Here is a 20,920-nt window from a genome sequence, read left to right on the forward strand (position 1 = left end):
TTACTCCTCATTCTGCAGCTGTTCCACAACAAGCCCGGCAGCTTTTTCAACGACGGCATCATCGAAATCTGCATCTTCTGTATCACGACTGGAAAAGATGCTGATAACCATTGGCGCTTCTTGATCAGACGGCCATACGACAGCAATATCATTTCTGGAACCATACCCCCCTGCCCCGCTTTTATCGATAACTTCCCAGTCTTCAGGTACGCCAGCACGAATCAGCGTATCTCCTGCTTCATTCCCTGTCATCCAATCAATCAACAACTCCCTTTTCTCTTCAGGAAGTAAATCACTCAGCGTATATTTTTGCAGACTTTCAGCAAATGCTTTCGGCGTGCTCGTATCTTTCGTATCTCCCGGTACAGCTTCATTTAAATCCGGCTCCATCCGATCTGCTTCGATGGTTTCATCACCAATTTCTCGTAATTGTTCTTCCAGTCCATCTGGTCCTCCCAGTTCTTCCAATAACAGATTTCCTGCTGTATTATCACTGTAGCGAATTGCTGCCTCCATGATTTCTTTCAACTTCATCCCATCTTCTACATGATTCTCCGTCACTGGAGAATAAGGAACTAAATCATCTTCCGAATACATCATGTCCTTCTCTAAGTCATCCATAGATGTGTTTTGTAAAATGGCTCCTGCTGCTAAACCTTTAAACGTAGAAGCATAGGCAAACCTTTCTTCGGCCCGGTGGGAAACAGTCTGATTCGTCCCAGTATCTACCGCATATACGCCAAGTTTCGTATCAAATTCATCCTCCAGCTCTTTAAAAGCTTCTTCACTTTGAGAAGCCTGTTCAGGAGATTCAGAACGTTCTTCACTGCTCTCTTCCTCCTTAGCACAACCTGCTATCCCTATCACAGCAATCAATAGAAATAAGATAAAGCCTTTTTTATTAAAAATATCTTGAACATGTATCATGTAAAATCCTCCTAACATCTTTTTGACTACAACTGTAATACAATACTACATACGTAGTCTAAGTATGTCAATTCCTATTTTTCTTTTTTGTTTGGTGTTTGATAACTTTACCTTAGCATGCTAGAATTTAACGTATTACAAATGTAATTTAAATACGCTTCGGCAAATGTATTTATATATAACTACTGTAAATAAAGAATGGAGACGAATAGCATGTTTGTAACAACGCTTCTGACAAGTTTCATTATTTCTTCCATTACAGTCGGATTTATTTTGCTTATAAAAAAATTATTCCAAAAGCAATTGTCAGCCAAATGGCAATATAACCTATGGTATTTACTGCTTGCCGCACTGGTTATTCCATTTATTCCTGCTTATTTGCTTCCTGCAGGCAATTTATTTCAGACATTTACAGCCAGCAGTTCTGTCGATGGAGGCTCTGCTTCTATAAATAATGATGCAGCAACTGAAACCAGCGGAACAAACACAAATTGGATGCAGGATTTTTCCGTAACTGTTACACAGACGAATACAGAACTATTAAATGGGATTGTCTTTGGAATTTGGATTGCCGGGGCTCTCATGTTGACTGTATTTTCGATACGTGCATGGTGGCACTTAAGAGAAATGAAACATTCTATTTCCCAAGTGGAAAATAAAGACATTATCAACCTTTTTAAACAATCAAAACAGCAGTTAAATATCTCAAAAAATATTTCATTAGGCGTTTCGGATAAAGTACGTTCACCGCTGACCTTCGGATTAGGCAAAACCTTTGTCGTCCTACCTGCAAATTTTGAGGAATGGTTATCCAAAGAAGATATCAAGCATATCTTTTTGCATGAATTAAACCATTATAAATATAAAGATATACCTACGAACTATCTGATGGTTTTCTTTCAAATCATCTATTGGTTCAATCCTTTGGTTTGGCTGGCATTTAAAGAGATGCGTCTGGACCGAGAGATTGCATGTGATCACGCTGTATTGACAACTTTAGATGATAAAAACTATAAAAAGTATGGAAATACCATCATTCATTTTATCGATAAATCTCCCAGGCCGCAGTACAATAAACTGGCAAATCAATTAAATGGAACCAAAAAACAAATAAAGAAACGGATGATTGAAATTGCTTCTTTTCAAGCCGTCTCTAAAGCACAGCATGCCAAAAGCATCGGCATTTTTGTGTTGGCAGGTCTATTTATCGCCACACAAGTGCCGCTTGCATCGGCGATGGCCAACGACAACGATCGATATACGTCTTTTAAGCCTGAACAGGTAGACGATGAAGAACTCAGTGACTATTTTCAAGATTACGATGGCAGTTTCGTGCTGTATGATATGCAGGAGGATACTTACCAAATTTATAATGAAGATCAGAGCACACAGAGGATTTCTCCAGATTCTACGTATAAAATCTATAGTGCTTTATTCGGTTTAGAGGAAAATATTATCACACCGGAGCAAAACACCTTCGAATGGGATGGAACGGAACAGCCTTATAAACAATGGAATCAAGATCAAAATCTGGAAATGGCTTTAAATCACTCTGTTAACTGGTATTTCCAACAGATTGATCAAGAAATGGGCTTAGACAGCATTCAATCCTATCTAGACCATATCCATTATGGAAACCAGGACGTTTCTAAAGGAATTGATCAATACTGGCTGGAATCTACTTTGAAAATCTCGCCTGTGGAACAAGTAGAGCTATTACAGGCGTTCTATCATAATCGCTTTCACTTTCAGGAAGACCATATTGAGACAGTCAAAAATGCATTGCAAATGGAAGAAAAGGATGGCGCTGCACTCTATGGAAAAACAGGAACAGGGAACGTAAATGGCAAGGATATCAATGGCTGGTTTGTTGGATTTGTTGAAACAGATACAAACACGTATTTCTTTGCAACGAATATACAGGATGAGGATAATGCCTCAGGAAGTATCGCAACAGAAATAACCTTAGCTATTTTAAAAGATAAACAAATTTTTGAGGAATAAAACCGGGGTGAGAAACATGGCGGAAAAAGTGCCTAATATTTCTGAAGCAGAATGGGAAGTAATGAATGTCCTTTGGGAAAAATCACCGCAAACAGCCAATGATGTGATTTCTTCTCTGCAAGGGCAAAAAGATTGGAAAGCGAAAACCGTACGTACACTATTAGACCGATTAGTTCAGAAAGGCGTTGCTGGTGTAAATAAAGAACAGCGTGTCTATACATTTTATCCGCTGTATTCACAGGATAAGTGCCAGCGTGCAGAGGCAAAATCCTTCATCGAACGAATCTACGGTGGTACCGTAAAATCGATGCTTGTTCAGTTTATGGAAGAAGATTCTTTATCTGAGGAAGATATCGAGGAATTAAAATCGATTTTGGATGAAAAACCAAAAAAGAAAAAGTAACTTATTTCAATAAGCAATGAAGGGACTGAATCATGCACAGATAACAATACTTTTTACAACAGATTCATTATAACTATTGGAGGTAAAAGTATTGAAGGAAGAATTATTTACGAATAGACTCTGCTTGCGGAAAATGCGGCTAGCGGATACTTCTGCACTATTCGCTATCTGGTCCGACCCTGCAGTTGCAGCGTATATGAATATCACTGCTTTCACCCATGAATCACAGGCATTGGAAATGATCAACATGCTCAATGAATTAGCTGAAACAAATCAGGCTATCCGCTACAGTGTGATTGACTTAGATTCAAAAGAAATTATCGGCAGCTGCGGCTTTAACTCTATCGACTCTGAAAATGCCCGAGTTGAAATTGGCTATGATATTGCGAAAGCACATTGGGGAAATGGATATGCTCCTGAAGCAATTCAGGCACTGATTCATGAAGCTTTTTATCGTTCAGGAGTAAATCGGATAGAAGCGAAAGTCGAGCCTGCAAATATAAATTCGGTGAAAGTACTGCAAAAAATAGGGTTTACCTTTGAAGGAACGTTGCGGCAGTATGAAAAGGTGAAAGGTGCATTTATTGATATGGATATGTATTCGCTTTTGAAAAATGATTAATTATATGAAAGCCGTCCCATACCTGTTATAGGATATGGGACGGCTTTTTAGAGATTCTCATTTCAAAAATTTTAAGATTCATTTTAGAAAAAGAAGGGAAATATATACAGTAAGAGGAGTGATACATCATGAAATGGAAAAAATCTTATTTCACAGCACCAAGTATAGCACTCTTACTCATCCTTGGGGCATGTCAGGGTGCTTCACAAGCACAACCGGACACCTCACAGCAAGAATCGGATGATGCGGAGATTGTTTCTGAGACAGACGATTCAAAAGATACGGAGGAAGAATCAACAGAAACGAACCAAGAAGATGCCGCAACGGAATCAGAAAGGAACCATAACGAAGACCAGCAGGCAAAATCCGATGATTCAAATAACACAGATACAGCTGTTGAGAAAGAAAGCACAGATAACAAAGAAACTTCCAACAGGAATATAGAGGAAACGGAATACTCCAGCGAACAGGAAGCCGTTAACGCTATTGAAAACTATGAAGAAGTGGAACAAACAAATACAGACCTCGGCCATGGGATTGAAGCTCTCTCAGAAGGAGCTGCCGGCCACCATTACATTTCATGGAACGAAGGAAACTGGCTGATTCGGATAGATGCTCCAACGAATCCTGATAATGCAACCGGAAACGATGAAGATGGCGAAGCGCTTGCCCGAACAGTCGCAGATTATTTGGAATCAAATTATCTCCCTGCGCCTGATCAGCGTGGCGTCATTGAGGTGAACGACTTTGAAGATCACCCTGGAACCGTTATCCGCTGGCAACAAGGAAACACTGTTTATGAAATGGATGAGAACACAGACGATCCAATAGATGCGTTACAAATCGCTGTAGATAGCGCGTCTTAGCGATAAAAGACTTGCCTTTATGATATAGAGGCAGGTCTTTTTTCAATTCTTTCGGCTACTATTTAAAAATCGATTCAGCTCGCTTTTGTTGTAGATGTGAATTACTTTTTCTTCATACGTTTCTATTTTTCTTAATGCTTTTGCTAAATTATTTGTATCATATTTCATATTCCATTTTAATAACTGTATCAAATCTTTCAAATTCTCTTTTTTAGTTGGCAGAATACCAAATTTTCTTTTTAAGAAACGAATAATTATCCGCATTTGCCTTACGTACAGATTTGTATGCAATACAATAATTTGATCCGCTTGTTCAAAACTACTATCCAACCAAGCATAGTAAACGCCTTCCATAATCCAGGTATTCTCCGAAAGAAGAACCTCCAGCTCTTTATTTCTGATCTCTGAATCTTTTTTCACTCCATAGCTTTTGCTCCAAAATAAGTTATCCAAATCTGTTGCTGCAATAGCCAGTCTATCTGATAAAATCTTTGCTAAATACGTTTTACCGCTTCCGGAACCGCCGATAATATGTATTTTCTTTATGCTTTCCTGCAATGGAGCACCTGCTTTCTATTCCCCAAAGGAATGACCGCCCTACTATTGAAGTATATAAGTAGAAAAAGAACAATCTAATATCGAGTGAACCATGGTGGATGCAAGTTGTTCTGACTCTCCTTTTATTTTAGATTATTCCATTATTTTATTATAGAATAGAAATATATCATTCACAACTGTATCAGGTATAGCACAAGTTAAAATCCAAATAGAATAGAGGGATTGGCATGTTTAAAGAATACGGGGAATTAAGTACGAAACTATATGAAATCACGAAACCAGTTGGGTACTCCATGAACGGTGATATGGAATATTATGATGAGAAGTTGAAAAATCGGGAGGGCCCCGTGCTGGAAGCTGGTGTTGGCACTGGAAGAATGCTGATCCCCTTTTTGAAAAAAGGAATAGCTATTGATGGTGTAGATATCTCATCTGAGATGCTGGAACAATGCAAAGTCAATATGCAAGCGCATCAGGTATATACTAATTTATTCAATCAAGATGTAACCCAGCTTCATTTAGAACGGAAATATCATACCGTTACTATGCCAACAGGGAGTTTTTGTCTGCTCCCCAGAAATCAAATTGATGCTTTTCTTCAAAATGTATATCACCATCTGGAAGAAGACGGACAATTTATATTCGATGCCTTATTGCCAACCGACTTTAAAACAGGAGACATAGCCATCGACCATTATCCGTTGACAGCAGATTCCGGAATATTATTGACAAATACAAGCAAAGACATCGATTGGCTGGAGCAAAAAGTGTCTTATATCCATAAATATGAGCTTTTGCATCAAGGAGCTATCGAGAAAACCGAAATCTCTCATTTTATTCTCTACTGGTATGGAATAAAGGAACTAGCATTCTTATTAAAAAATGTCGGGTTCAGCTCTGTTGATTATGACATTGATTATGGTCAAGGAATCGATTCTTCTCTCATAACTTTTATTGCAAATAAAAAGCATGATTAGAGAAGTGATAGTATCTTGGAATACTAAATGAAACGACTGATTCTGCAGCAATTTACTGCGATAAATTTTCATCTATTTTCGATTACATTGTTTCTTATGAGGGTATGTTATGAGTAACAGTGCTATTTACTGCGGTTCAACCAGTATGAAAGGGGACAAATACATTGAATAAAGAAGAACGCATTAACATTTTACAAGATATCATAAAAATCAAATCCGTTAATGATAACGAATCTGAAGTAGCTGATTACCTAGGCGGTCTATTCCAAAAATATGGAATTGAATCCGAAAAAGTAACATATAGTGAAGGCCGGGAAAGCTTGGTAGCCACTTATAAAAAAGGTGACGGTAAAGTATTAGGAATCAGTGGACACGAGGATGTTGTAGCAGCTGGCGACGAAAGCGAGTGGACATTCCCGCCATTCTCGGGTGAAATCGATGGTGATAAATTATATGGCCGCGGCTCCACGGATATGAAATCCGGTCTGGCAGCTTTAGCAATCGCTATGGTGGAAGTGAAAGAAGAAAACGCAGATATCAACGGTACATTGAAATTCATGGCAACAGTTGGTGAAGAAGTTGGCGAACTTGGTTCGGAACAATTAACGAAGGAAGGGTATGCTGATGATCTGGACGGTCTGATTATTGGCGAACCAACCGGACCAGCCTTGATTCACACGCATAAAGGCTCCATGAACTATACCGTTGTATCTCGAGGTAAATCAGCGCACAGTTCCATGCCTCAAGAAGGAATCAACTCTATCTCGAATATCAATGCATTTGTGACACGTGCGAATGCGGAAATGCAAGCCATCACGAACAAATACAGCAATGAGATATTAGGTGAAACTGCACATGCTATTACCATCATCCATGGCGGAGATCAGATTAACAGTATTCCTGCCAGCACAACATTACAAGGTAACATTCGCACCATCCCTGAATTTGACAACAGCAAAGTGGAAGCATTGTTGCAGCATATTGTTGACGACTTGAACCAAAAAGATGGTTTTAAATTAGAATTAGTGATTGATGAAAATATTTCCCCAGTGGAAGCTGCACCCGATTCCGAACTGATTCAAACCATCCAAACTGTATCCAATCAAGCATTGCCTGTAACAGGGATTTCACCAACAACGGATGCTGCTGCCTTTACGAAAGCTGACAATTCGTTCGATCTCGTCATCTATGGTCCTGGCGTTTCCGATTTACCACATCAAAAAGACGAATATGTATCCATTGAAAACTACTTGGAAATGATTGATACGTATAAAGCGATTTACAAAGCATATTTAAAATAAGTTGGCAACTTTTACTGATTATAAACACCTTAATGCGTCACCATTAAGGTGTTTTTTTAAATGATTTTTTTGACTTGGAAAATAATCATGATTCATCCTCCAAACATGTAAAAAATCTTATTGACAAACCTGTATATACAAGCTAAACTGAAAACGATAACACTTGTATATACAAGATATAAAAAAAGGAGGCAAGCCATTGAGTAAATTTACGAAAGACGCAGAAAAGTTACTGGAAAAAGTCGGCGGAAGTGAAAATATCTCTGTTGTCACACACTGTGCTACCAGAATGCGATTTGTTTTAAATGACCCGGAGCAAGCAGATGTTGAGGCCATAGAAGACATAGATATGGTTAAAGGAACCTTTACACAAGCCGGACAATTCCAGGTTATTATCGGAAATGAAGTCGCTTCCTTTTATAATGAATTTACACGTATAGCTGACGTTGGCGATACATCTAAAGAAGATGCTAAAGAAGCAGCGAAACAAAATATGAATCTTTTACAGCGTTTAGTCTCTCATTTAGCTGATATATTCACACCAATTATTCCTGCATTGGTTGTCGGAGGGCTGATTCTCGGTTTCCGAAACGTTATCGGGGATATTGAAATGCTGGAAAATGGAACCATGACTTTAGCAGACTCCTCCCAATTTTGGACTGGATTATATGATTTTCTATGGTTGATTGCAGAAGCTATTTTTCACTTTCTCCCTGTTGCACTTACCTGGTCTATCTCCAGGAAGATGGGAACCACTCAGGTACTCGGAATTATTTTAGGTCTTACATTAATTTCTCCACAGCTTTTAAACGCGTATGAAGTCGTTGAAACGTCTGACATACCGGTGTGGGACTTCGGATTCTTCCAAATTGAAATGATTGGTTATCAGGCCCAAGTTATTCCGGCCATTTTAGCAGGTTTTGTGTTAGCCTATTTAGAAATTGGCTTGCGGAAAATTATTCCACAAGTCGTATCGATGATTTTTGTGCCTTTCTTTGCATTACTGCCAACCGTCATCATTGCCCATGTGGTATTAGGCCCTATCGGCTGGACAATCGGTACATGGATCTCCAATGTCGTTTACGACGGATTAACATCTGCATTAGGCTGGTTGTTTGCAGCCGTATTTGGATTTGCATACGCACCGCTCGTTATTACAGGCTTGCATCATATGACGAATGCCATTGACCTGCAATTAATGAGCGAATTTGACGGAACCAACCTCTGGCCAATGATTGCCTTATCGAATATTGCCCAAGGTTCGGCGGTTGTTGCGATGATTTACCTGAACCGAAAAGATAAGAAAGAGCAACAAGTAACCATCCCTGCAGCCATCTCTTGTTATCTGGGGGTTACGGAACCGGCGCTGTTCGGAGTGAACTTACGATACCTGTTCCCGCTTTTTGCCGGCATGGCTGGCTCTGCGGTTGCAGCAGTGATATCTGTCGGATCTGGCGTTATGGCAAACTCCATAGGCGTCGGTGGTATACCAGGGATTTTATCTATCCAATTACCGCATATGCTGATGTTCGCCGTAGCCATGGTAGCAGCGATTGTTATTCCGTTCTTCTTAACAATCATTTTATCCAAAACAAAAATGGGCGTAGATGCCTATAAACGTCTAGGTAAAAAATAACTTAAGGAGGGGCTCCCCCCCTCCTTTTGTTCACAACAATATGTAGGAGGTTGATTATGCAAGAAAAATGGTGGCAAAAATCCGTTGTTTATCAAATCTATCCCAAAAGTTTTAATGATACGACCGGTAATGGCATGGGAGATATCAACGGAATTACCGAAAAACTGGATTATTTAAAAGAACTGGGAGTCGACGTGATATGGCTTACCCCTATTTATGTTTCTCCCCAAAAAGATAATGGTTATGACATTGCTGATTACTATGCTATTCAGCCGGATTATGGAACGATGGAAGACTTTGAAACCATGCTTACAAAAGCGCATCAATTAGGGTTAAAAGTCATTATGGATATTGCGGTCAATCATACATCCACGGAACATACATGGTTCCAGGAGTCGAAAAAAGCAACGGCTAATCCTTACCGGAACTATTATATCTGGAAAGATGGCGAGCCAGATAATCCGCCGACAAACTGGGAATCCAAATTCGGCGGCAATACATGGGAATACGATGAAACGACAGGCTCTTATTATCTGCATCTCTTTGATATCACGCAAGCAGATCTCAATTGGGAAAATGAAAAAGTCCGCGATGACATTTATCAAATGATGAACTTTTGGATGGATAAAGGGATAGATGGCTTTCGCTTAGATGTGATCAATTTAATTTCCAAAGACCAGCGTTTCCCAGATGATGACGGCAGCATTCCTCCAGGTGACGGACGTAAATTCTATACCGATGGACCGCGAGTACATGAATTTCTCCATGAAATGAATCAGGAAGTATTTAAAGGGCGTAAAACCCTTACTGTCGGAGAAATGTCCTCTACTTCCATGGAAGATTGTATCAAGTATACAAATCCAGAACGCGAAGAAATAGATATGACATTCAACTTCCATCATTTAAAGGTGGACTATCCGAACGGGGAGAAATGGACAAAAGCGTCATTTGATTTTCTTTATCTCAAGCAGCTGTTATCTGATTGGCAGACTGGTATGCAAGCAGGCGGCGGCTGGAACGCGCTGTTCTGGTGTAACCATGACCAGCCGCGCATTGTATCCCGCTTCGGTGATGATACAACCTATCATAAAGAATCGGCAAAAATGCTGGCAACAACGATTCACATGATGCAGGGGACGCCTTATATTTATCAAGGTGAAGAAATCGGTATGACCAATCCCGGTTTTGATGACATTTCCCAATATCGCGATGTCGAATCACTGAATATGTACCGCAGTAAAAAAGAAGAAGGCCTGTCCAAACAGGAAATGATTGAAATTCTCCAGGAAAAATCCCGTGATAACGCACGGACACCAATGCAATGGAATTCTGCAGCCAACGCTGGATTTACGGAAGGCACACCTTGGATGGGCCTTCCAGATAATTACAAGGAAATCAATGCAGAAGCTGCAATTGCTGATCACACGTCTATTTTTTATCATTATCAGAAACTAATTCAGCTTCGAAAGGATTATCAAGTAATCACAGATGGAAAATATCAGCTGATTTTACCAGAGGACTTTGCAATTTTTGCGTATATAAGAGAAAATGAGGATACAAAACTATTAGTAGTAAACAATTTTTACGGCAAAGAGGCAAACTTGAAGTTACCGGAATCGATTCACCGTGTATTTATGGATAGCGAGGTTTTACTATCTAATTACGACGATTCCCCCTCTTTCACTTCTGAAACGATTCCATTGCGGCCATATGAATCGATTGTTTATTATCTAAAGAAATAACTGGAGTTCGTTATGATGCAGAATAAATATGTCCTTATTTATCAAGAAATGGTTCAAAAAATAGAAAAAGAAATGGTTAAAGCAAATGAGTTTCTGCCCTCAGAAAATGAATTAGCGGAGCAGTATCAGACATCGCGAGAAACGATTCGGAAAGCATTAAATCTGCTTGCTCAGAATGGTTACATTCAAAAAATCCGCGGAAAAGGGTCTACAGTGATTGAACGGAATAAATTCGATTTTCCCGTTTCCGGTTTGGTCAGCTTTCAAGAGTTAGCCGATAAAATGGGAGAAAAACCAATCACAACTGTTCATCAATGCGCCAAAATAAACGCAAATGATTTTATCTGTGACCAATTAAAGCTGGAGGATAGCGGGGAGGTCTGGGAAATTCTCCGGACCCGTTCCTTCTCCGGACAGCGCATCATTTTGGACAAGGATTATTTAAACGCAAAAACTGTTCCGTATATTTCGGAGGACATTGCGGAAGCATCTATTTATAACTACCTTGAAAATGAATTAGGTTTGATCATCAGCTTTGCCAAAAAAGAAATCGTGGTGGAAGAGCCGACAGCGGAAGATCGTGCTTTATTAGATTTAGAAGGTTTTTATAATGTCGTCGTGATTAAAAATTATGTCTATTTAGATGATGCGACCTTATTTCAATATACGGAATCCAGGCACCGTCCGGATAAGTTCCGTTTCGTAGATTTTGCCAGACGAGAACAGTGAAAGCATGCCGGTACAGATGATATAACCCTCTCTGTATTGGCATGTTTTATAAGGTTTTTTAAATCAAAAAACTGTAAAGGAAACACACGTAGACCTTCTTTCATGAATTAAAAAATTCCCCAGACAAATCATGATCAATCACCCAGTCAATCTTCGCCATCACTTCTTCCTGTTTGACACCTTTAAAATAGCCATACACCGGACAATCACCCAATCCCAGCTCCAATACTTTTTTCTCCCGCGATCCTTTTAAAATTTTCGCAAGCAAGGAGCGCCCGCCTTGTGCAATCAGTTCATCCGTTCCCCGTCAAATCGCTAAAATATCGGCCTCAGACAACCTTTTAGCTTCCACTTTACTTCAACACCTCCCCAAATTTATCTTCGTATAAATCTCGTACCCAAACCTTTACCGGTGCTTTCCACTGCTCTTTAGGAGCTGGAATATTTTTGATTAAACTTTTAGGTGTCATACCGAGTTCCTTTGCCATCTGTATGTCCTGCTGATTGAGACGACAGCGTTTTTTCGCTTCCGCCCACGTTGCTTTTGTTTTGCTTTTTCCCATCGTATCTTCCCTTTTTCGGATGATTTCGTGTAATCAGCGACACGAATAATATTGGAAGTTGGATTATAACCTGCGAATTCTTTTAATCTATTATAATATTTTTCATTCATTCTCACTGCCGAATACGATTCCCGATGGCAGAGTATTTTCGTACGTTACTATTGCTAATCTAACCGCACTTCCTCTTCTGAATAAAACAAATGCGAATAACACCTGCAATCCGATGATCCGAACCCTTTCACCGGCATGGTTCCGCCATTTTCCTGCTTCAGTCTCTCAAACAGTGCACATTCTCCTTCTGCACTAGGATACGTTTGCACAACTTGAATTTGCAGATAAGGGCGTAAATAATCAATATGCCAGCGTTTCTTTTTAGCCATCTGAAGATGCCTGTCCACCCGCGCACGCAGATTTCGTTTGGCACTTCCTACATAAACATAATAACCTTTTGGAAAGTGAAATTGTCCCAGTCTGCCGATAGCAATATCTTCCACATTCTTTGGCAGCCACGCTTTTATCGCATAAAGTGTATCTGATTCCTGTACCGAATATTCAATCGCTTTCATCAAGATTACCACCTCCCTTGCTATTTACATTCCTGATAAAAACACTTGAAAGGCTTCTTCTCTTCTCGTTCCTGTTGCTTCTATTTTAAATCGAACTAGCGATATTGTAAAAAGCCATTGTCTTAAAGAGAGACGAGTCGAAACATACAAGAAACGAGCTCTCTCTTACCTGGAAAAAGCTGATACAAGTAAATAACTTGTATCAGCCCTTTGTTTTTCTATTATTGTTAGAACATATCCTACAAAATCACCGTGTGTATGTCTTTTCTAGTTCCAAAAACACTTGGGTATTTTTGGAACTAGAAAGGCTGCCACTTCAATTGTCTTGCCTTATTATAACGATTCTCCACCTCCGTCCAGTTAACAATATTCCACCAATTGTCTACATAGTCTTCTTTTACATTCTCATATTGCAGATAGTAAGCATGCTCCCACACATCAAGAACAAGAAGAGGCACTACATCCCACTGACTTAAATTTTGATGCTTTTCCGCCTGCAGAATCTCCAGACGCCTTGCTCGGGGCGCCCATACTAAGATAGCCCAACCACCGCCTTCTACGTTGTTTGCTGCTTCCGTAAAGTGTGCTTTAAATTGATCGTAACTGCCAAAAGATTGTTCAATTTCATGCATTAAATCCCCTGTAGGTTCACCGCCTCCATCCGGACTCATCACCTTCCAAAAAATGGTGTGCAGATAATGTCCTGCACCATTAAAAGCAGCCTCCCTTTCCCAATGCTTGATTAAATCATAATTATTGTCCCAGCGGGCCTGCTGCATTTCCATTTCTGCTTTATTTAAACCGTCTACATAACTCTGATGATGTTTATCATGATGCAGTTCCATAATTCGTCGATCAATATAAGGCTCTAAAGCATCATAATTGTACGGAAGCGGCGGAAGTGTATGCCCGCCAATCGGAACTACTCTTTCACGATTTCCTTCTGCTCGTTCTCCCTCCATAGGCTGTTCTAAATAGTGATGAAATCTTGTGTATAAACTTTCCGCTCGCTGATAAACCTCCTGCTCATCTATCACTTGGTTATTTGCAAGTTCCTTTTGAAATTGGACCAAGTCCTCCTTCCATTCGTCTAATGCATCTCTATGGATACCTGTGCGAAGAGATCCCATCACTTCACGATATGTTTGTGCCATCTCTTCACACCATCGCTCTATTGAATCAAGATATTGTGGCAATGAAAAAGCCTCCCTCAAATTAGTCGTTAATACTATATGCAAATAAGAGATAGGCTGATAATCATTTTTCTAAGAATGAAGCACCAAACAATGTTTGAACAACCTTTTCCAAGACCTTTGATTTTCCAGATAAAATGTCTTCTCTACCTATTTAGGATGTGGTCCATTGTCCGCCGTTCACATGCAATGTCTGCCCTGTCACAAAACGGGAATCATCAGAAGCAAGATAAACAAATGTAGGTGCTACTTCAAAAGGCTGCCCTTGCCGCTGCATTGGATTTCCTGCCAATGTTACGTCATCTGCGGAGAAACTGGATGGAATCAACGGTGTCCAAATCCGGCCGGGAGCAATAGCATTGACACGGATTCCCTGCTCTACCAAATTATTTGCCAAAGCCCTTGAAAAGCTGACAATAGCTCCTTTTGTTGCTGTATAATCCATCAATTGTTTGTACCCTTCATATGCTACTACAGAAGCCGTATTAATAATGGAGCTGCCTGCTTTTAAATAAGGAAGTGCAGCACGTGTCGTATAGAAATGGGAGTATACATTTACTTTAAAGGTATCATCGAATTGCTCATCGGTAATATCCAATAAACTTAATTGCTGAAATTGGATTCCTACATGGTTGCAGAGCACATCGAGGTGTCCAAAAGTTTCCATCGTTTTTTCAACAATATAACAGCATTGTTGCTTTTTCTTTAAATCACCAGATAATAATAAACAACGCTGTCCAAGTTCTTCAATTCGATCTTTCGTCCGATTAGCATCCTCATGTTCGTCAAGATAAGCAATCGCCACATCTGCACCTTCCTTAGCAAAAGCAATGGCAGCGGCTGCTCCCATCCCGCTGTCCCCGCCAGTAATTAACGCAACTTTCCCAATCAACTTGTTATTGCCTTTTTCATTTGTATTTTCAATAATTGGTCTCGGGACCATCCATTTTTCAAGACCCGGCTGACGGTATTGCCGCTGTTCCGGCACTGTCATAGCAACTTCTTCATATTGTGTTATTTTTCCATAGTTTGGGTACATTGGATAGGTTTGATCTGTAGATTTATTTGACTTATTTTGTGTCATAAAATATCCTCCTTGAAATTACCTTGAAAACCTAATTTATCGCAGTATAACTGGATATAAGTTGAAAAACCAGCAGCCAGCAGCTACGGTTTAATTTGTTTAACTAATATGCAGCAGGATTGAAAATCTCACGCTGGATATAACTTCACTTTATGATACATGGGCGAATAGAGTGAAAAAGCATTTGTTCTTCCAGTTCCATTACGGAAGAACAATGAATAAAATGAAGATGGGAAAGGAGAATTGTTATGCAGCAATACGATTACAACCCAGAAGCAACGTTATTGTTGATTAACCATTCCAATGAAAAAGTGAATGTATTATACACAGCTACGAATCAACGCTTTCTGTTGCCGAAAATAGGAGAAAGACCGCCGTATTTTATGAACCCAGATTATAGGCAATATTATCCGATTATTTGATATGCTGGATAGAACACCAAGCCGATTTCATAAGTCGCTAATCTTGCTACAGATTAGCGGCTTATTTGAGCACATTCAAAATCATTTGTATCAGTTTAAAACAGAAATAATATCTCTTATATACTTGAAATAAGCTGCCGGAAATTTCTCCAGCAGCTTAAAAGCTTATCATTGAACATTTTCTGTATGCAGTGTTTCCTTTAATAAAGATGTGCATCTATCTCATCTAAATACGTACTTTTTTAACAAATTAAAAAGGGCTCCATGCCTTATAAGACAGGAACCCTTCCCATTTATTTACTTGTCATTTATTTCACTGTAATAACAACGTCTTCATTCGCGCTGACTTGCTGTACATCTTGTTTATGCAGCGCTTCCAAATCATTCATATTTGTGATAAGCAGTGGGGTGACAGTACTTACAGCTTTTTCTCCTACAACTGCCAAGTCTACGTCAACAAGCGCATCCCCTTTTTTCACTTTATCTCCCTCTTTCACATGCATTGTGAACCCTTCTCCGTCCAATGCAACGGTTTCCAAACCGATGTGAATTAAAATTTCTGCTCCATTTTCAGCTTTAACTCCTACAGCATGCTTGGTTGGAAATGCTTGTACAATCTCTCCATCAACTGGAGATACAATGTTACCATTTGATGGTTTTATCGCAATGCCATCCCCCATCATTTTTTCGGAAAATACCGGATCAGGCACTTCTTCTAAAGGAATGACTTCTCCATCAACTGGCGCAAATAATTCTATTTCTTGACTTTCTTTCTTTTTAAAAAGCTTTCCAAACATGACTATCCCTCCAAAATCAATTCAATATACATTAATTTTATCATATGTCACAAATAATTACTTTAGAGAGCTGGAAAAATAATCATGACACCCTTCTTCAGGATGCTTTTGTCTTTTCTCGCAAATCCAATATATCCCATTTCCAATACCTGAAGTCTTCTTTATCAACTACTCCTGTTCCTGCTTATCCCAGTCTTCAAAATCATCATTATTTAAATTTCGAAGTTTACCATTATTCTCAATGACTGCATCCACTTTCACATTCACATTTATGTTTGGATATACCTCATTCAGAAAGTTTTTTAACTCTGCATGGGTATAATTTTTTCGGATGCGGTTGCTGATTCCGAGGACATCTGCATGTTTATCCTGCAGTTTTTTCACCAGCTTCATCGTATCTTTTTCCACTTTTTCTTCAAATTTCTTCTGAATAGCTTCATCGTTTAAATGATCCTCCGCCTCAGCAACAATCATCACAAATTCTAACTGAATGGTTAAGTCAATCTCATCACCATGATGTTCGTAGTCATATTCCACATCTCTTTCAACAAGCTCTACATCCGTTGTCTCATCAATCGTTATAAACGTTTTTATTACATTTTCATCATTATTTAACAAATTCATCAGCAAAACTTCTAGCGAATTGAGTGTATCAACAATCTTTCCATTCTTTAACACAGATGCTCCAAAATAATCCATTTCTAAATTATCGTTTGCGCTGATAATAGGTATAGCAATATCTGAGGTATACGAATGAATGCCTCTGTATACCTCCCATAGACTGACTTCTGGGTCATAAATTTCCCATCCGGTTTGTTTTTCCAGAAAACCAAATATTGGTACACCCACTTTTTGAAATGTGCTGATCATCCGGTCAATATAATCGTTCATATCTTCTTTGGTGAAAGCTACTGTCGGTGTTGTCGGCATATCGCGCATCCTAATAAAGGTATTAATGATTCCTTCAATTCCTTCTTCTCCCAGCTCTTCATCCAATACGACAAAACCGATATGTTCTAAATCAATAGTGGTTTCAATTTTTTTCTTGAGTTGTTCGATAGCATCTACTATGGTAGCTCCCTTGCCCTCCACCTTAGCCAGATTCCTCTGTTCAGACACGACCGAAACCGGAATGACTAAAAATACTTGAAACAAGTCTTCCTCTTTTGTTACCCCCATTAAAACAGGTGTAGAACGGTAATTAATATCTCTGGAATCCCAGCACCCACTTAATAAAACCAGCAACAGGATAGAAATAATTATTTTTGTCCAGTAATTACGTTTCATGTTTTTTCCCTCTTCCTACCCAAAAAATGAAAATCAACAGACTGATAAAGGCGTAAAAACGAAACGGTATAATCCAAATGATATGTGTCTGTACTTGTTCCCAAGTAGAAATCATATCCGCTGCGATGGTGATCAAAATAACGATGATAACCAGCGCAATCGATGCATGAAGCTTTCCTGTCTGAAACATACTTTGATATAACATTCGCAAAATATGCAGTAGCATTCCCAAAAATAACGTTGCATAGACAAGTAGACTTAATCCGAACAAACTGGTCAGTGTTTCAAAGATAGACCACTCAATATCGACAGTAGCCAACATTTCAATATAAGGAAAAGTGAAATTCCGTGCGATTTCATTTCCAAATACCAGCATCGGTGAATAGGCAGCCATAAATATGAGTGGAATAATAAACCATGAAAACCAGAAAACTGTTTTATAATCTAATTTTTTTCTTTTGGGCAAAAAAGCAAAAAACAAAAAGGTCGGGGATAATACTAAAAACCCTGTAATAAACGGCATTTCGAATATAAAATCAATATTATCCACCTTGGCGGGAAAGAAGTTATACCATTCTGCATTGAAAAAGGATAATAAAAAAATAACGGCAATAACATAAGAAGAAGCAACTGCTATTAAAAAGGTTGTCCGGAAAATACTTTCCATTGAACCAAGGCCAATATAAGTTGCCGTTGTAATGAAGATAACCATGACATAGAACATTGGTGTCTGATTTAAAAATAATACCGTAGTAAATTCTGCATAAGTTCGAATAGATACAATAACTGTTCCAATAATAAAAAGCCCCAAAGGAACAAGTAAAGTCAGAGAAACAATCCACCGGTTTTTTGGTAAACTTCGTAAAATATTCGGCTCCTCCAATTTGGATACCCCAAACAATAAAATACCTAAAAGAACAATGTGCGAAAATCCATGTAAAAGAACAATCAGCCAATGTCCATTATCTACTGTATCCAGGATCAGGGTGGGATACAGGAGAAACATCACCCCTATATTTGTAATTAAATAAAAGATGATAATCAATAAATTATTGACCTTCACTTTGAATCCCTTCCTTTTTCCACCGGACATAAGGAACATCGAAGCTCGTAATCCGGGCAATATAGGAACATAAAACCAACAGGCCGATAACATGCCCGAGAATGCCAAACAGAGCGGAGAAAATAACAATAATATACTTCATAAGACGTAACGTAATCCCATTTTCAAAATTAACGACAATTCCATTTGCAATCGTTGTAGCAGAAATAATAATTATCAATACACCACTCACAAGACTGGCTTCTACAATCGCCTGACCTAAAATAATACCTCCCACAATGCCAATCGTATTGGATATGGATAAAGGCAGACGGACAGCAGCTTCCGTAATTAATTCAATCAAAAGCAGCATAATGATTATTTCCACAAAGGCGGGATAAGGTACAAATTGACGACTTTCTGTGATAGACAAGGCCAACTGCACTTTCAACATTTCCGGATTGATTGTAATTAGTGCGACGTATAATCCTGGCAGTAATATAGCAATCATAATACCGATAATACGCAAGATATATAAGGAATAGACAAAGGCACTCAAATAATTGCTATCGCTTGGCTGCTTGAATACATCAAAAACAGTATTAAACAATACCAGCGCAAAGGGATAACCATCCATAAAAAAGACAATTTTCCCTTGTTCGATATATTCCATGGCACTTTCCGGGAGCTCTATGGAAGATATTCGGGTTATCAATGAAAATTTAGAAAAACCAAAGGCAACGTTAACGTCTTTCACCTGTTTAATTTCATTAGGATAATCCTCAATTTTCTTTTTAATCATTTCCACCATTTTTTCATCTGTCGTCCCTTTTAAAACAAGAAATGAAAAACGGCGATTTCGTTTTCCATGCTGTGTTGTTGATACTTCTACATCTTTGGATTGATACTTACTCCGCAAGAGACCTATATTTTGCTGACTATTCTCCGTAAATGCATCCTTGGCTCCGTAAATAATCGATTCATTAACAGGAACCTCTATATTACGGTAAAGCGGCTGGGAGACTGGGTCCATGATTAACGAAATTTCATCAGCACGATTCCAGATAACTACTTTTCCTTCATATAATGCTTGTATTTGTTTGCTGAACGTCATCTTTTTCCAAGCTGTATTTTGCGAGTCAATCCCCGTTGGCTCTTTCGATTTAGTATCTTCATGACCGACGACAGCCTCCACGACTTCCCATGTTGCCGAAAAATCCACTAAGCTCTCAAAACCAATCACATCATAAGGCACATCATTGATGACAATAGACTTCATTTGCAAATCTTTATTTTTTTGTTTCAAGTCTTCAATCTGATTAATGAAATCCATTATCCGCACCCTTTCCGTTTTCCTATCTTTTAGTTATGAGCCAGGAAGCACTTTTTCATACAGAAATAGGGCGACTTTGTTTGATTGATCTTCAGAAACCTTTTTGGATTTATTCCGTATAACAAATAGAGAATATGACTCGGAGGTGGAATAGAATGGTTTCGTTTTTAAAAAGCAAGCGCAGACAAAAAGCAATGAAAAAAATTAAAGACGGCGACGGCCACGCATTGAAGCCTTTCCGCTTTTACGAAATCGTTCACCGTTCTCTTTTTTATATCAAGCTTCAGGAAGAGGATGGGGATATGCATGTTTATACGGTTCATGTAAATTACTTTGATGAAAATGAGGAAATACATTTGTATCGTGATGGTAAACACCATGCCAAAGCTTCTAACCCTGCTATTTTCCCGGTTCCCGGAGGAGCTATTGAGGCAGCAACAACAACATATGGAATGAAACGCGTTCATTACGTAACAGAAGATGAACAGGAGCTTGTCCTGTCTCCGGATCGCCGTTCTGCGGAAGGTTTACGGATGCGCTTTGATGCCAAATTTCCGGCCATCAGTTCCATCATTGGCAAAGTTGCTATTATTATTCTGTTGATTTCTGTGATATTAGGACTTCCGCAGCTTGCTTCTCTCATCTCGCATATTCCTTTTATAGAAGAAAGGTGGGGCTCTTTCGAATCGCCGCTCATGCTACCCGCCTGGTTTAATACAACACTCTTGGTCGCCTCAACGATTGCGGCGATTGAGCGTGCTTTGATGTTAAAGAATCATTGGCTGATTGATATGGAGACAAGCTGGTGGGATGAGTAAAATTTAAAAGAAATACGTTCATGGAGCTGATTATACGCTAATCAGCTCTT

The 20,920-nt window shown here is 39.0% G+C and carries 22 protein-coding genes; 11 read left to right on the forward strand and 11 right to left on the reverse strand.

All coding sequences use genetic code 11. The features are described from left to right. A complete protein-coding gene (gene bla, locus B7E05_RS19845) occupies positions 1 to 927 on the reverse strand; it encodes a class A beta-lactamase (RefSeq protein ID WP_080875831.1) in 927 nt (308 codons plus the stop codon). A 213-nt stretch (positions 928 to 1,140) separates the two neighbouring features. Between bla and B7E05_RS19850 the strand changes: the two genes are divergently transcribed. The 4 genes from B7E05_RS19850 (at position 1,141) to B7E05_RS19865 (ending at position 4,822) form a co-directional block, all read left to right on the forward strand. Next, positions 1,141 to 2,931 (forward strand): BlaR1 family beta-lactam sensor/signal transducer, encoded by a 1,791-nt coding sequence (locus B7E05_RS19850; RefSeq protein ID WP_179134595.1) that lies wholly within the window; start codon positions 1,141 to 1,143, stop codon positions 2,929 to 2,931. 16 nt (positions 2,932 to 2,947) lie between these two features. Then, positions 2,948 to 3,334: a penicillinase repressor BlaI gene (gene blaI / locus B7E05_RS19855; protein WP_080875833.1), complete on the forward strand. Its 387-nt coding sequence runs from the start codon at positions 2,948 to 2,950 to the stop codon at positions 3,332 to 3,334. A 91-nt stretch (positions 3,335 to 3,425) separates the two neighbouring features. Next, a complete protein-coding gene (locus B7E05_RS19860; RefSeq protein ID WP_080875834.1) occupies positions 3,426 to 3,956 on the forward strand; it encodes a GNAT family N-acetyltransferase in 531 nt (176 codons plus the stop codon). A gap of 128 nt (positions 3,957 to 4,084) precedes the next feature. Continuing rightward, positions 4,085 to 4,822, forward strand: a complete 738-nt coding sequence (locus tag B7E05_RS19865; protein WP_080875835.1) for a hypothetical protein — start codon at positions 4,085 to 4,087, stop codon at positions 4,820 to 4,822. Between the two features lie 42 nt (positions 4,823 to 4,864). On the opposite strand, the gene B7E05_RS19870 is transcribed toward B7E05_RS19865, so the two are convergent. Continuing rightward, complete coding sequence (locus B7E05_RS19870) at positions 4,865 to 5,380, reverse strand: P-loop NTPase family protein (protein WP_218672708.1); 516 nt, start codon at positions 5,378 to 5,380, stop codon at positions 4,865 to 4,867. Positions 5,381 to 5,607: 227 nt separating this feature from the next. On the opposite strand from B7E05_RS19870, the gene B7E05_RS19875 reads away from it, so the two are divergent. The 5 genes from B7E05_RS19875 to treR all read left to right on the forward strand — a co-directional run bounded on the left by B7E05_RS19875 (position 5,608) and on the right by treR (position 11,765). Further along, complete coding sequence (locus B7E05_RS19875) at positions 5,608 to 6,357, forward strand: class I SAM-dependent DNA methyltransferase (protein WP_080875836.1); 750 nt, start codon at positions 5,608 to 5,610, stop codon at positions 6,355 to 6,357. A gap of 164 nt (positions 6,358 to 6,521) precedes the next feature. Continuing rightward, positions 6,522 to 7,658, forward strand: coding sequence for an ArgE/DapE family deacylase (locus tag B7E05_RS19880; protein ID WP_080875837.1), 1,137 nt, complete (start codon positions 6,522 to 6,524; stop codon positions 7,656 to 7,658). Positions 7,659 to 7,857: 199 nt separating this feature from the next. Further along, positions 7,858 to 9,294, forward strand: coding sequence for a PTS system trehalose-specific EIIBC component (treP, locus tag B7E05_RS19885; RefSeq protein WP_080875838.1), 1,437 nt, complete (start codon positions 7,858 to 7,860; stop codon positions 9,292 to 9,294). A gap of 56 nt (positions 9,295 to 9,350) precedes the next feature. Further along, positions 9,351 to 11,036, forward strand: coding sequence for an alpha,alpha-phosphotrehalase (gene treC, locus B7E05_RS19890; RefSeq protein ID WP_080875839.1), 1,686 nt, complete (start codon positions 9,351 to 9,353; stop codon positions 11,034 to 11,036). A 15-nt stretch (positions 11,037 to 11,051) separates the two neighbouring features. After that, entirely contained in the window at positions 11,052 to 11,765 is a 714-nt protein-coding gene (treR, locus tag B7E05_RS19895; protein ID WP_080875840.1) for a trehalose operon repressor, read from the forward strand. 100 nt (positions 11,766 to 11,865) lie between these two features. Here the strand turns inward: treR and B7E05_RS19900 are convergent, their stop codons facing one another. From B7E05_RS19900 to B7E05_RS19920, 5 genes are all read right to left on the reverse strand, one after another. Next, positions 11,866 to 12,033, reverse strand: a complete 168-nt coding sequence (locus B7E05_RS19900) for an RQC domain-containing protein (RefSeq protein WP_245833196.1) — start codon at positions 12,031 to 12,033, stop codon at positions 11,866 to 11,868. Positions 12,034 to 12,118: 85 nt separating this feature from the next. Beyond that, positions 12,119 to 12,328, reverse strand: coding sequence for a hypothetical protein (locus B7E05_RS19905; protein WP_080875841.1), 210 nt, complete (start codon positions 12,326 to 12,328; stop codon positions 12,119 to 12,121). 164 nt (positions 12,329 to 12,492) lie between these two features. Next, positions 12,493 to 12,894 (reverse strand): GIY-YIG nuclease family protein, encoded by a 402-nt coding sequence (locus B7E05_RS19910; protein WP_080875842.1) that lies wholly within the window; start codon positions 12,892 to 12,894, stop codon positions 12,493 to 12,495. 299 nt (positions 12,895 to 13,193) lie between these two features. Further along, entirely contained in the window at positions 13,194 to 14,048 is an 855-nt protein-coding gene (locus B7E05_RS19915; RefSeq protein ID WP_080876385.1) for a superoxide dismutase, read from the reverse strand. A 193-nt stretch (positions 14,049 to 14,241) separates the two neighbouring features. Further along, on the reverse strand, positions 14,242 to 15,171 hold the full coding sequence (locus tag B7E05_RS19920; protein ID WP_080875843.1) for an SDR family oxidoreductase: 930 nt from the start codon (positions 15,169 to 15,171) through the stop codon (positions 14,242 to 14,244). Positions 15,172 to 15,419: 248 nt separating this feature from the next. On the opposite strand from B7E05_RS19920, the gene B7E05_RS22265 reads away from it, so the two are divergent. After that, positions 15,420 to 15,593, forward strand: coding sequence for a hypothetical protein (locus tag B7E05_RS22265; RefSeq protein WP_179134596.1), 174 nt, complete (start codon positions 15,420 to 15,422; stop codon positions 15,591 to 15,593). A 308-nt stretch (positions 15,594 to 15,901) separates the two neighbouring features. On the opposite strand, the gene B7E05_RS19925 is transcribed toward B7E05_RS22265, so the two are convergent. The 4 genes from B7E05_RS19925 to B7E05_RS19940 form a co-directional block, all read right to left on the reverse strand. After that, positions 15,902 to 16,390 (reverse strand): PTS sugar transporter subunit IIA, encoded by a 489-nt coding sequence (locus B7E05_RS19925; RefSeq protein ID WP_080875844.1) that lies wholly within the window; start codon positions 16,388 to 16,390, stop codon positions 15,902 to 15,904. 168 nt (positions 16,391 to 16,558) lie between these two features. Next, the gene (locus tag B7E05_RS19930; RefSeq protein WP_080875845.1) at positions 16,559 to 17,677 is read right to left on the reverse strand and encodes a Ger(x)C family spore germination protein; all 1,119 of its coding nucleotides are present in this window, start codon (positions 17,675 to 17,677) and stop codon (positions 16,559 to 16,561) included. Further along, positions 17,667 to 18,740 carry a GerAB/ArcD/ProY family transporter gene (locus B7E05_RS19935; protein WP_080875846.1) on the reverse strand — a complete coding sequence of 358 codons (1,074 nt, stop codon included), beginning with the start codon at positions 18,738 to 18,740 and terminating at the stop codon, positions 17,667 to 17,669. The genes B7E05_RS19930 and B7E05_RS19935 overlap by 11 nt, the downstream gene beginning before the upstream one ends. Continuing rightward, positions 18,727 to 20,052 (reverse strand): spore germination protein, encoded by a 1,326-nt coding sequence (locus B7E05_RS19940; RefSeq protein ID WP_080875847.1) that lies wholly within the window; start codon positions 20,050 to 20,052, stop codon positions 18,727 to 18,729. Before B7E05_RS19940 ends, B7E05_RS19935 begins: the two co-directional genes overlap by 14 nt. A 155-nt stretch (positions 20,053 to 20,207) precedes the next feature. On the opposite strand from B7E05_RS19940, the gene B7E05_RS19945 reads away from it, so the two are divergent. Next, positions 20,208 to 20,870, forward strand: a complete 663-nt coding sequence (locus B7E05_RS19945; RefSeq protein WP_080875848.1) for a hypothetical protein — start codon at positions 20,208 to 20,210, stop codon at positions 20,868 to 20,870. The last annotated feature ends 50 nt before the right edge of the window (positions 20,871 to 20,920 follow it).

Origin of the sequence: Oceanobacillus timonensis (genome assembly GCF_900166635.1) — a bacterium.
GTDB lineage: Bacteria > Bacillota > Bacilli > Bacillales > Amphibacillaceae > Oceanobacillus > Oceanobacillus timonensis.